This is a genomic window from Burkholderia sp. HI2761 (genome assembly GCF_002223355.1).
In the GTDB taxonomy this organism is placed as follows: Bacteria; Pseudomonadota; Gammaproteobacteria; order Burkholderiales; family Burkholderiaceae; genus Burkholderia.
This window is the reverse complement of sequence record NZ_NKFN01000007.1, coordinates 52854-65255: the sequence shown is the minus strand read 5'-3', so window position 1 is coordinate 65255 and position 12402 is coordinate 52854. Positions and strand designations below refer to the sequence as shown.

The 12402-nt window shown below is 65.8% G+C and carries 10 protein-coding genes and 1 pseudogene; 8 read left to right on the top strand and 3 right to left on the bottom strand.

Annotation, left to right across the window (positions count from 1 at the left end; all coding sequences use genetic code 11):
* Positions 1 to 93: 93 nt before the first annotated feature.
* From selD to CFB46_RS17800, 3 genes and pseudogenes are all read left to right on the top strand, one after another.
* Positions 94 to 1158, top strand: coding sequence for a selenide, water dikinase SelD (gene selD / locus CFB46_RS17805; protein WP_089502233.1), 1065 nt, complete (start codon positions 94 to 96; stop codon positions 1156 to 1158).
* A 72-nt stretch (positions 1159 to 1230) separates the two neighbouring features.
* Positions 1231 to 1293, top strand: a pseudogene (locus CFB46_RS35340) (LysE family translocator); the annotation flags it as partial.
* Between the two features lie 257 nt (positions 1294 to 1550).
* Positions 1551 to 2630 carry a purine-nucleoside phosphorylase gene (locus CFB46_RS17800; protein ID WP_089500686.1) on the top strand — a complete coding sequence of 360 codons (1080 nt, stop codon included), beginning with the start codon at positions 1551 to 1553 and terminating at the stop codon, positions 2628 to 2630.
* A gap of 216 nt (positions 2631 to 2846) precedes the next feature.
* Here CFB46_RS17800 and CFB46_RS17795 read toward each other — a convergent pair whose 3' ends face one another.
* Together CFB46_RS17795 and CFB46_RS17790 are read right to left on the bottom strand one after the other, a co-directional pair.
* The gene (locus CFB46_RS17795) at positions 2847 to 3140 is read right to left on the bottom strand and encodes a DUF4148 domain-containing protein (RefSeq protein WP_089500685.1); all 294 of its coding nucleotides are present in this window, start codon (positions 3138 to 3140) and stop codon (positions 2847 to 2849) included.
* 384 nt (positions 3141 to 3524) lie between these two features.
* Positions 3525 to 4211 (bottom strand): response regulator transcription factor, encoded by a 687-nt coding sequence (locus tag CFB46_RS17790; RefSeq protein WP_027781547.1) that lies wholly within the window; start codon positions 4209 to 4211, stop codon positions 3525 to 3527.
* A gap of 330 nt (positions 4212 to 4541) precedes the next feature.
* On the opposite strand from CFB46_RS17790, the gene CFB46_RS17785 reads away from it, so the two are divergent.
* Complete coding sequence (locus CFB46_RS17785; protein WP_089502232.1) at positions 4542 to 4859, top strand: H-NS histone family protein; 318 nt, start codon at positions 4542 to 4544, stop codon at positions 4857 to 4859.
* A gap of 272 nt (positions 4860 to 5131) precedes the next feature.
* The gene (locus CFB46_RS17780) at positions 5132 to 5839 is read left to right on the top strand and encodes a hypothetical protein (protein WP_089500684.1); all 708 of its coding nucleotides are present in this window, start codon (positions 5132 to 5134) and stop codon (positions 5837 to 5839) included.
* Positions 5840 to 5860: 21 nt separating this feature from the next.
* On the opposite strand, the gene ceoR is transcribed toward CFB46_RS17780, so the two are convergent.
* A complete protein-coding gene (gene ceoR, locus CFB46_RS17775) occupies positions 5861 to 6865 on the bottom strand; it encodes a putative multidrug efflux transcriptional regulator CeoR (RefSeq protein WP_027781545.1) in 1005 nt (334 codons plus the stop codon).
* Between the two features lie 185 nt (positions 6866 to 7050).
* Between ceoR and CFB46_RS17770 the strand changes: the two genes are divergently transcribed.
* Genes CFB46_RS17770 through ceoB form a run of 3 tightly spaced genes read left to right on the top strand, consistent with a single transcriptional unit; the run spans position 7051 to position 12392 of the window.
* Complete coding sequence (locus CFB46_RS17770; protein WP_027781544.1) at positions 7051 to 7911, top strand: alpha/beta hydrolase; 861 nt, start codon at positions 7051 to 7053, stop codon at positions 7909 to 7911.
* A 31-nt stretch (positions 7912 to 7942) separates the two neighbouring features.
* Positions 7943 to 9160 carry a multidrug efflux RND transporter periplasmic adaptor subunit CeoA gene (gene ceoA / locus CFB46_RS17765; protein WP_027781543.1) on the top strand — a complete coding sequence of 406 codons (1218 nt, stop codon included), beginning with the start codon at positions 7943 to 7945 and terminating at the stop codon, positions 9158 to 9160.
* 46 nt (positions 9161 to 9206) lie between these two features.
* Positions 9207 to 12392, top strand: a complete 3186-nt coding sequence (gene ceoB / locus CFB46_RS17760) for a multidrug efflux RND transporter permease subunit CeoB (protein ID WP_089500683.1) — start codon at positions 9207 to 9209, stop codon at positions 12390 to 12392.
* Positions 12393 to 12402 lie beyond the last annotated feature (10 nt).

Here is a 12402-nt window from a genome sequence, read left to right as displayed (position 1 = left end):
CAAGGGCCGTCAATTATGTGGGTATCGGGCGCGTTCGCGCGGAATTGTCGATAATGGAGCGTTGTTATTCACCGTATTCACCGGATGCCGACGATGACCGAAGCCACCCTTACCCCGCCTGCCGTTCCGCGCCTCACGAGCCTGTCGCACGGGGGCGGCTGCGGCTGCAAGATCGCGCCGGGCGTGCTGTCCGAGCTGCTCAAGCGCGCGACGCCGCCCGCGCTGTTCCCGGACCTGCTGGTCGGCACCGAGACGTCCGACGACGCGGCCGTCTACCGGCTCAACGACGAGCAGGCGATCGTCGCGACCACCGATTTCTTCATGCCGATCGTCGACGATCCGTTCGACTTCGGCCGCATCGCGGCGACCAATGCGCTGTCCGACGTCTACGCGATGGGCGGCAAGCCGATCCTCGCGCTTGCGCTGGTCGGCATGCCGATCAACGTGTTGCCGCACGAGACGATCGCTGCCGTGCTGCGCGGCGGCGAATCGGTGTGCGCGGATGCCGGCATTCCGGTCGCGGGCGGCCATTCGATCGATTCGGTCGAGCCGATCTACGGGCTCGCGGCGATCGGCGTCGTGCATCCGTCGCGCGTGAAGCGCAACGCGGCCGCGCGCGCGGGCGACGTGCTCGTGCTCGGCAAGCCGCTCGGCGTCGGCGTACTGTCGGCCGCGCTGAAGAAGAACCAGCTCGATGCCGACGGTTACGCGCAAATGGTCGCGACGACCACCAAGCTGAACCGGCCGGGCGCCGAGCTTGCCGCGCTGCCGGGCGTGCATGCGCTGACCGACGTCACGGGTTTCGGGCTGCTCGGCCATACGCTCGAACTGGCGCGCGGCGCGCAGCTCACCGCGCGCGTGCACTATGCGTCGCTGCCGTGGCTCGCGGGCGTCGAGACGTTCGTTGCCGACGGCGTGTTCACAGGCGCATCGGGCCGAAACTGGGCCGCGTACGGCACCGATGTGCGGCTCGCCGACGGGCTGCCGCCCGTCGCGCAGGCGTTGCTGACCGATCCGCAGACGTCGGGCGGGTTGCTGGTGGCGTGCACGCCGGAAGCGGTCGACGACGTGCTCGCCTGCTTCCGCGCCGACGGTTTCGACCGCGCGGCCGTGATCGGCGAGATGGTGGACGGGCCTTCACGCGTCGACGTCGCTTGACGCGGGTTTTCTCGTGCTGGAGTGCCGTCGGTCGATAGAATCGATGCCTTTCCTCGAAGGCATCGACGACCGATGAACGACTTCCTGTTCGGGCTGATGATCGCGCTGTCGGTCGGGCCCGTCGCGCTGATGATCGGCGTCGCGGCGTTGATGCGCGTGTAGCGCGGCGAGAAGCAGCCGACGTCGCACGTGGCGGCGAACCCGATAGCATTCCTGATGTTTGCAACACGGCGACGAACGCGCGATTTTCCGTCACGCAACACGCATCCGTTCGCACGAAACACCGCCAGTCGTTTCGTAGTCGGGTTCCGCACCGCGCACGCCCGTTCTATACTCGTCGCGCAGTCTCCGACAGCCGTTCTCACCCAACATCACCGAAACAAGGAACGCCGATGCTGACTCGCTCCATTCTTTCCGCCGCCGCATTCTCGCTGGCCGCCTGTGCGACCGCGCCGTCGATCGCGCAGGACAACCCGGGCAACGATGCAGGCAACGCGGCATTCGCCGAGACCGGCTCGCATGGCCGCCCGGTCAAGGTCATGATCATCACGATGTTCGGGCCGGAGGGCCAGGCGTGGCTCGACCGGCTCGGCCCGTGGCGCGACATCACCGTGCCGGGCCTGTCGCCCGACTATCCGGCCGTCCACTGCAACAAGCAGGACGTGTGCGTGGTCACGACCGGCATGGGCTATGCGAACGCGTCGGCGACGATCATGGCGCTCACGTTCTCGCAACGCTTCGATCTGCGCCGCACGTATTTCCTGGTCTCGGGCATCGCGGGCGTCGACCCCGCGCAAGGCACGGTCGGATCGGCCGCGTGGTCGAAATACCTCGTCGATTTCAGCCTGCAATGGGAGCTCGACGCGCGCGAGATCCCGGCCGGCTGGAACACCGGCTATCTCGGCATCAATACGAAGAGTCCGAACGACAAGCCGCCGCTCGACTATCGCACCGAAGTGTTCCAGCTCAACCCGCAACTGACCGACGCCGCCTACGCGCTGTCGCGCAACGTCGTGCTGGCGGACAGCGCACAGGCGCAGGCGGCGCGTGCGAAGTTCACGTATGCGCCGGCAAACCGGCCGCCGACGGTGATCCAGTGCGACACGTCATCGGGCAATACGTGGTTCTCGGGCACGCTGATCGGCGAGCGCGCACGCCAGTGGACCAAGATCCTGACGGACGGCAAGGGCACCTACTGCATGACCGCGCAGGAAGACAACGCGACGTACGAAGCGCTCAAGCGCGCGGCGAGCGTGAAGCGGGTCGACCTGTCGCGCGTCGCCGTGCTGCGCACGGGGTCCGATTTCGACCGGCCGTACGCGGGGCAGACGAGCGCCGACAACCTGCTGAACTACGCGGATCAGGGCGGCTTCGCGCCGGCGACCGAAAACCTGTACCGCGCGGGCAATCCGCTGGTGCAGGACATCGTCACGCACTGGGGCGAATGGCGCGACGGGGTGCCGCGCCGTTGATCGCCGGACGATGATTCAGCCGGCGGTCAATGGTCAATGCACGTGCGAGGCCGAACGGAACGGCGTCCACACCGGCGTGGTGTCGTCCCAGTGATCGAGCGGCGAAGGAAGTGGGTCGTTCATCATGTGCTCCTGCAACTAACTGACTCAGCAAGTCGTCGACGAGGTGATTCGAGACGCCGCGCACGGGGCAATCCGTTGCGCGGCGTCGTGCGTTTACCGGCCCCCGCCGGCGAGCTGATTGCCTTCCGGCGTCGGGCGATACGGGCCTTGCGCGAGTTCGAGCCCTTGCGGATACGAAGTCGCCTTGCGCAGGTACGCGAGCGTGCCGTCCTTGCGTGCCTGCTCGACTTCCGCGCTCACTTCGGCGCGCGTACGCGGGCCGTTGTGCTGCGAGTACCACGATGTGTTGCCGTAGTCGCCGGCGTGCGGGGTGCCCGAATCGGCGAAGGCCGGTGCGGACACGGCAAGGGTAAGAGCAAGGGCCGAGAGAAGATGGCGGCGGTTCATGGCGTAACTCCTGGAGATGTCGGAGCTGGCGCTTGAGCGCTGACTCCGGTCCCGCGAGGCGGGATCTGTTCGATGCGCAACGAGGTGCGCGACAGGGTTTACTCTAGGTGTCCGTTCCGGGCCGATAAATGCGGCTACCGCGAATTGAATTGTCGCTGTACTGGAACAATTGGAATCCGCACGGGCGGTGGGGGCATGCGCACAGCCTTGCTCGGTGGGGCTGACAGCGGGATACAGCGGGTCGGACGGGGCGCGCCGCGACGATCGGTACGCGTGCAGCAACAGTCCATTGCGCACGGTGTCAGGATGCCGCGGCGCGTGCCGTTCATCGCGCGTCGTGCCCACGGACGCGGCCGGCTGCGCCGCCCGACGGTGGACGGCGAGTCAGATCGCTTCGAGCCGGTAACCCAGCGTATAGACCGCGCTGAGCCGCACGCCGTTCGACGGCTGCAGCGCGAGCTTCATGCGCAACCGGTAGATATGCGTGTCGAGGCTGCGCGACACGCCGGCCATGTCGCGGCCCCACAGCGAGCGAATCAGCGCATCGCGCGGCATGATGCGGCCGGGATTACGGAACAGCAGCACCGCGAGGTCGAATTCCCGCGGGGTCAGCTTGATCGGCGCGTCATGCAACAGCACGGTTCGCGTCCGCGTGTCGATCAGGTAGCCGCCGAGCCTGAGCGTGTCGTGCCGGCCGCTATCGCCGCGATACGCGCGCCTGAGCAGCGCGTTGGTGCGCGCCAGCAGCTCGAATCGATTGATCGGCTTGACCATGTAGTCGTCCGCGCCCGCGTTGATCGCGGAGAAGACTGCGTCGTCGCGCGCGCGTTGGGTCAGGAACAGGATCGGCAGATGGCCGCCGATCCGTTCGCGGGTCCATTGAAGCACTTCGAAGCCGGACATGCCGGGCACCAGCCAGTCGAGAATCAGCAGATCGACCACCGAACTTTCCAGATGACGAATCGCCTGGTTTCCGTTGCCGACCGCATGCACGCGATAGCCGGACGTTTCCAGTATCGAGGTGACCAGTTCGACATAGGCGGGGTCGTCCTCGAGATAGAGAACGTTCATGTTACGTACTCCTTCGATATCGGTCGTGGCGATCACGACATATCGAGCATCCAGGCTGGAGCGGGCGGATCGACGCAGGCACACGGCAATCGGCGGCACGCAATGTGTCGCGATGTTCGCATCGAAGCGTCGAAAAAATTGTCAACGATTTTGAACGCAACGAATCCTTGAAATTGGACGTATTGATCAATTTTGCAGAGTCTTTGGCGAATGTGATGGCTGATTTTTGTTGACAAAAGTTGTCAATGCGCGCGAATGGCGCGATTACGCTTGGTCATCGGGTCGGACGGTTGGCGCAACGACGGAAACAAGCGGTTCGGGGAGCATGTCATGTTGACTTACAAGTCCTTTGTCGAAAAAAAAGCGTTGCTCGAGGCGCAGTTGGAGCGGGAACGTCTCGCCATCGCGGCGACCGTGTTGATCGAAGTACGGCGCTGCGTCGAAGAGTTCGGCTTCACGTCGCGCGACATCTTCCCCGCCGATGGCGGACCGTCCACGAGAAAGCGCCGCGTCAAGTACTTCAATCCCCAGACCGGGCAGACGTGGTCCGGCGTCGGTCGTGAACCGGCGTGGATGCGCGGTCAGGATCGAAGCCGGTTCGCCATCGATGCGATGTCCACCGATTCGAAACAATCTGAGGATTCCTGATTATGTGGTGGAGTCGAATCGCGGTGGGAGTATGGGTTCGAGTCGTGCAGGCGCTTGCCTCTTCCGGGCATCTTGCCTGCACGGCCCAGCGCCGGCCGCACGATGCGTTCAACGAACGGCCGGCGATGCGATGGCCATGCGGAGGACGCCCTCGCAACCGGGACCGGTTCCAATACGACCATATTACTTTTGATTATGACAATTCTGGTAACTGGGCGCGGCCTCGGCGGCCATGGGGCGGCCGACGTTGCCGACGCCGAGGGGAAGCGGGCATGAACGACGAAATGGCGGCTCGGGACAACGACGGGGTGGCGCCCGAGCCCGTGTATGTCGGCATCGGCGTGACGCGCGAGACGCTCGAGGTGTGCATTTCGTCGCTGAGCGTGATCCTCGGCTACCGCAACGAGACGTTCGGCATCGAATCGCTCGCGGATGCGATCGCCGAATGGGCGCCGGCGCTTGTCGTGGTGGAGTCGGCCGGCGGGCCCGAATGCGAGGTGGCGTGCGTGCTGCAGGCGCTGCGATTGCCGCTGGCCATCGCCAAGCCGCATCAGGCCCGGGACTGGATTCCGGACCGCGTCGCCGGCTCGCTAGAAGGGAAGGGCGCACGGGCGCGCCTGTTGGCGGCGCTGGCCGGGGCGCTCGACCGCTATCCGCGTGGCGGGCGGCTCGTCGCGCCGTTGGCCGATCCGCAGCTGGGACATGTGCAGGCGCTGGTGCAGCGCCGCCGCCAGCTCGCGCGCATGCAGATCGCCGAATATCAACTGCTGACCTGGTGTCACGCGAGCGTGCGCAATGGCATCGTCCTGACGATCGCGTTCCTGAAACACCAGATCGGGGTGATCGATCAGCATTGCGCGCGGCACGTGAATCTGCAGCGCGACGAGTTTGCGCGGATCCTGGCGCGCGAGGTGCAGCCCGGCCGCGCCGTGCGGCACAGCCAAGTCGGCGCGTTCATTCGCGGGTGGCGGCCGAAGTGATGGGGGCGGGTCGCGCCCCGCTCAGGCGACCCACTCGTTGATGACCGGCGTATCGAGCACCGGCGCGCGCTCGGCTTCCTCGAACGTACGCTTGCTGCACGTCGCGTCGAGGCTGCCCTTGCCGCTCAGCAGCGGGCAGCGGTCGAACACCTCGGCAATCCAGTCGACGAATACGCGCACCTTCGGCGACAGATGCCGGCTGTGCGGATACACGACCGAGATCGGCATCGGTAGCGGCTTGAGGCCGGGCAGTACTTCCTTGAGCCGGCCTTCGCGCAGGTGCGGCAGCACCATGAACAGCGGCGGCTGGATCAGGCCGAAGCCCTCGACCCCGCACGTCACGTACGCATCCGCGTCGTTCACCGACACGATGCCTTCCATCTTCATCTCGACTTCCTTGCCTTCGATCAGGAACGTCCAGTCGATCGTGCGGCCGGTGCGGCTCGAGAAGTAGTTGACGGCCTTGTGCTGGCTCAGGTCGTCGATCGTCTGCGGCTCGCCGTGGTGCTCGAGATAGTCGGGCGACGCGACCGTCACGCATTCGAACAGGCCGACGCGGCGTGCGACGAGCGACGAATCCTGCAGCGCACCGACGCGGATCACGCAGTCGACGCCTTCCTGCAGCAGGTCGACCGGCCGATCGGACAGGCCGAGTTGCAGGTCGATGTCCGGATAGCGCGTATGAAACTCGCACAGCGACGGAATCACGAGCAGCCGCCCGATCGAGCCCGGCATGTCGATACGCAACTTTCCGTGCGGCTTCCGGTTGTTGGCCTGGAAGCTTGCTTCGGTTTCCTCGACGTCCGCGAGGATCCGCACGCATCGTTCGTAGTAGGCGGCGCCGTCCGGCGTGAGCGAGAGCCGGCGCGTGGTCCGGTGCATCAGCCGCACGCCGAGGAATGCTTCGAGATTCTGGATGATCGTCGTGACGGACGCTCGCGGCAAGCTGAGCGTTTCTGCTGCCTTGGTGAAGCTGCTTGTATCGACGACGCGAGTAAACACCTGCATGGCCTGAAGCCGGTCCATCACAACCTCCGCAATCTATCCGCAATCTAATTTGCCGCCGGAACGACAAGGCTGCGCTACCTCATGGGTGAACGCAGCCTCGGATTGTTCGGGGGCGTTGAATTGTGTTGCCGGATTATAGGCATTTATCCCAATGTCTGCCGGACCCAGAATTCGTTCCATCTCGAAATGGATCCTGCATCGTCATGGACGCATCTGAATTCAGCAAATTCCTGAAAGCCGCGTTGCCCGCGCAAGCCTTGGCGGGCGCGGCGCTGACGGTTGCCGAAGTGGAAATTCCCGGCTACGCACAGGACATCGTGCTGCGCCTCTACCGCCGTCCGGACAAGACCGGGTTGCCAGTAGTGCTTTATTTCCACGGCGGCGGCTTCGTCCGCGGTTCGCTCGAAGACGCGGATTTCGCCGCGCGTTTTTTAGCAGAACGCTTACCAGCTCTCGTAGTGTCGGTCGATTATTCGCTCGCGCCGGCCTTTCCTTTTCCGGCCGCGCCGGAGGATGCGTATCGCGCCGCCGTGTGGGCCGCGACGCGCGCCCGCGCGTTCGGCGGCAACCCGAAGAAGATCGGGGTCGCGGGGCACGACGCGGGCGGCCAGCTCGCGAACTGCCTGGCCTTCATCGCACGTGACCGAGGTGAAGTGTCGATCGCCGCGCAGGCGCTGTTCGGGCCGATGCTCGACCCGAGCATGACGCGCATCGGCGACGCCGAGCGCCTCGCGTCCGACATCACCGCGCGCGAATGCGCGGCCTGCTATCGCGCGTACCTGCCGCAGGCGGCGCAGCGCATGCACCCGTACGCGGCGCCGATCGAATCGGTGCGCCTCGCGGGGCTGCCGCCGACGCTCGTCGTCACCGCGCAGAACGACGTGCTGCACGTCGAGGCGGAGAAATATGCGGGCTGCCTGATTTCGTCGGGCGTGCTCACGCAGGTGATCCGCTATCCGGACATCACGCACGCCGCGCTCGCCACGCACGAAGCCGCGTTCGAGGAAGCCGTGCGCTTCTTCCAGTGCCGCTTCCAGGCGCGCCAGCCGAACCGTTCCGAATAACCAGACCAATCCACGTTTACCGGAGATCCACATGGCCATCCTACGCACCTCCCGTTCCCGAATCGCGACCGCGGCGATCGTCACGCTCGCCGTCGTCGGCCTCGGCACGTTCGGCGCGATGCGCGTGAACGCGAACGCGCCCGAAAAAGCCGCGGCGCCCTTGCCCGAAGTCGACGTCGCGACCATCGTGCCGCAGACCGTGACCGACTGGCAAAGCTACTCGGGCCGCCTCGAAGCGGTCGAGAAAGTCGACGTGCGCCCGCAGGTGTCGGGCACGATCGTCGCGGTGAACTTCAAGGACGGCGCGCTCGTGAAGAAGGGCGACGTGCTGTTCGTGATCGATCCGCGCCCGTACCAGGCGGAAGTCGACCGCGCCGCCGCGCAGCTCGCGGGCGCGCAGGCACGCAACGGCTACGCGCAGAGCGACTGGCAGCGCGCGCAGCGGCTGATCGGCGACAACGCGATCGCGAAGCGCGACTACGACGAAAAGCAGAACGCGGCACGCGAAGCGAACGCGAACCTGAAGGCCGCCGAAGCCGCGCTGGAAACGGCACGCATCAACCTCGGCTATACGCGCATCACCGCGCCGGTATCGGGCCGCGTGTCGCGCGCGGAGATCACGCTCGGCAACGTCGTGTCGGCCGGCGCGTCGGCCGCGCCGCTGACGACGCTGGTGTCGGTATCGCCGATCTACGCGTCGTTCGACGCGGACGAACAGACCTATCTGCAATACATCAACGGCGCGCGCAGCGGCCGCAAGGTGCCGGTCGAGCTCGGCCTCGCCAACGAAACCGGCTACTCGCGCAGCGGCGAGATCGATTCGGTCGACAACCGGCTCGACACGTCGTCCGGCACGATCCGCGTGCGCGCACGCTTCGACAATGCGGATGGCACGCTCGTCCCGGGCCTCTATGCGCGCGTGAAGGTGGGCGGCAGCGCGCCGCACGAGGCACTGCTCGTCGACGACGCGGCGATCAACACCGACCAGGACAAGAAGTTCGTGTTCGTCGTCGACCAGCAGGGCCGCGTGTCGTATCGCGAAGTGCAGCCGGGGATGCAGCACGGCAACCGGCGCGTGATCGTCAGCGGCCTCGCCGCCGGCGACCGCGTGATCGTGAACGGCACGCAGCGCGTGCGCCCCGGCGAGCAGGTGAAGCCGCACATGGTCCCGATGACGGGCGGCGACGAGCCGTCCGCGCCGCTCGCGAGCACCGCGAAGCCGGCCGCACCGGCGAAGGCGGATTCGTAAGCGGCGCGCCCGCTTCGCATCCGCGTTCAACCAGACAGAGCCACACATGAACATTTCAAAATTCTTTATCGACCGGCCGATCTTTGCAGGAGTCCTATCGGTGATCATCCTGCTCGGCGGGGTGATCGCGATGTTCCTGCTGCCGATTTCGGAATATCCGGAAGTCGTGCCGCCTTCCGTGATCGTGAAGGCGCAGTACCCGGGCGCGAACCCGAAAGTGATCGCCGAGACGGTCGCGTCGCCGCTGGAAGAGCAGATCAACGGCGTCGAGGACATGCTCTACATGCAGTCGCAGGCGAACAGCGACGGCAACATGACGATCACCGTCACGTTCAAGCTCGGCACCGATCCGGACAAGGCCACGCAGCTCGTGCAGAACCGCGTGAACCAGGCGCTGCCGCGCTTGCCGGAAGACGTGCAGCGGCTCGGCATCACCACGGTGAAGAGCTCGCCGACGCTGACGATGGTGGTCCACCTGATCTCGCCGGACAACCGCTACGACATGACCTATCTGCGCAACTACGCGCTGATCAACGTGAAGGATCGCCTGTCGCGGATCCAGGGCGTCGGTCAGGTGCAGCTGTGGGGTTCGGGCGACTACGCGATGCGCGTGTGGCTCGATCCGCAGAAGGTCGCGCAGCGCGGGCTGTCGGCCGAGGACGTCGTGCAGGCGATCCGCGAGCAGAACGTGCAGGTCGCGGCCGGCGTGATCGGCGCATCGCCGTCGCTGCCCGGCACGCCGCTGCAGCTGTCGGTGAACGCGCGCGGCCGTCTGCAGACGGAAGACGAATTCGGCGACATCGTCGTGAAGACGACGCCGGACGGCGGCGTCACGCACCTGCGCGACATCGCGCGGATCCAGCTCGACGCATCCGAATACGGGCTGCGCTCGCTGCTCGACAACAAGCCGGCCGTCGCGATGGCGATCAACCAGTCGCCGGGCGCGAACTCGCTGCAGATCTCCGACGAAGTGCGCAAGACGATGGCGGAGCTGAAGCAGGACATGCCGGCGGGCATCGACTACAAGATCGTCTATGACCCGACGCAGTTCGTGCGCTCGTCGATCAAGGCCGTCGTGCACACGCTGCTCGAGGCGATCGCGCTGGTCGTGATCGTCGTGATCGTGTTCCTGCAGACCTGGCGCGCGTCGCTGATTCCGCTGATCGCGGTGCCGGTGTCGATCATCGGCACGTTCTCGCTGCTGCTGGCGTTCGGCTATTCGATCAACGCGTTGTCGTTGTTCGGGATGGTGCTCGCGATCGGGATCGTGGTCGACGATGCGATCGTCGTCGTCGAGAACGTCGAGCGCAACATCGAGGGCGGGATGACCGCACGGCAGGCGACCTACAAGGCGATGCAGGAAGTGAGCGGGCCGATCATCGCGATCGCGCTGACGCTCGTCGCCGTGTTCGTGCCGCTCGCGTTCATGTCGGGCCTGACCGGCCAGTTCTACAAGCAGTTCGCGATGACCATCGCGATCTCGACGGTGATCTCGGCGTTCAACTCGCTGACGCTGTCGCCGGCGCTGTCAGCGATCCTGCTGAAGGGGCATGGCGAGAAGGAAGACTGGCTCACGCGCGTGATGAACCGCGTGCTCGGCGGCTTCTTCCGCGGCTTCAACAAGGTGTTCCATCGCGGTGCGGAGAACTACGGCCGCGGCGTGCGTGGCGTGCTGTCGCGCAAGACGGCGATGCTCGGCGTGTATCTCGTGCTGGTGGGCGCGACGGTGCTCGTATCGAAGGTCGTGCCGGGCGGCTTCGTGCCCGCGCAGGACAAGGAATACCTGATTGCGTTCGCGCAGCTGCCGAACGGTGCATCGCTCGACCGCACCGAGAAGGTGATCCGCGACATGGGTTCGATCGCGCTGAAGCAGCCGGGCGTCGAGAGCGCGGTCGCATTCCCGGGGCTGTCGGTCAACGGCTTCACCAACAGCTCGAGCGCGGGTATCGTGTTCGTCACGCTGAAGCCGTTCGCGGAACGGCACGGCAAGGCGCTGTCTGCCGGCGCGATCGCCGGTGCGCTGAACCAGAAATACGGCGCGATGAAGGATTCGTTCGTCGCGGTGTTTCCGCCGCCGCCGGTGCTGGGCCTCGGTACGCTCGGCGGGTTCAAGATGCAGATCGAGGATCGCGGCGCGGTCGGTTACGCGAAGCTGTCGGATGCGACCAACGACTTCATCAAGCGCGCGCAGCAGGCGCCGGAACTCGGCCCGTTGTTCACGAGCTACCAGATCAACGTGCCGCAGCTCAACGTCGATCTCGACCGCGTGAAGGCGAAGCAGCTCGGCGTGCCGGTGACCGACGTGTTCAACACGATGCAGGTGTATCTCGGTTCGCTGTACGTGAACGACTTCAACCGCTTCGGGCGCGTGTACCAGGTGCGCGTGCAGGCCGATGCGCCGTTCCGTCAGCGCGCGGACGACATCCTGCAACTGAAGACGCGCAATGACAAGGGCGAGATGGTGCCGCTGTCGTCGCTCGTCACCGTGACGCCGACGTTCGGCCCGGAAATGGTCGTGCGCTACAACGGCTACACGGCGGCCGACATCAACGGCGGCCCGGCGCCCGGCTTCTCGTCGGGGCAGGCGCAGGCCGCGGTCGAGCGCATCGCGCACGAAACGCTGCCGCGCGGCGTGCGCTTCGAGTGGACCGACCTCACGTACCAGCAGATCCTCGCGGGCGATTCGGCGATGTACGTGTTCCCGATCAGCGTGCTGCTCGTGTTCCTCGTGCTCGCCGCGTTGTATGAAAGCCTGACGCTGCCGCTCGCGGTGATCCTGATCGTGCCGATGAGCATTCTGTCGGCGCTGACGGGCGTGTGGCTCACGCAGGGCGACAACAACATCTTCACGCAGATCGGCCTGATGGTGCTGGTGGGGCTGTCGGCGAAGAACGCGATCCTGATCGTCGAATTCGCGCGCGAGCTCGAACACGACGGCAGGACGCCGCTCGAGGCCGCGATCGAGGCGAGCCGTCTGCGGCTGCGCCCGATCCTGATGACGTCGATCGCCTTCATCATGGGCGTGGTGCCGCTCGTCACGTCGACGGGCGCCGGTTCGGAAATGCGCCATGCGATGGGTGTCGCGGTGTTCTTCGGGATGCTCGGCGTGACGCTGTTCGGGCTGATGCTGACGCCGGTGTTCTACGTCGTGCTGCGTACGCTCGCGGGCGGGAAGATCCACGTCGCCGGCAAGGATTCGGCGGGGTACGGTGTGCCGGCGCCCGATGCTTGAGGACCAGAAA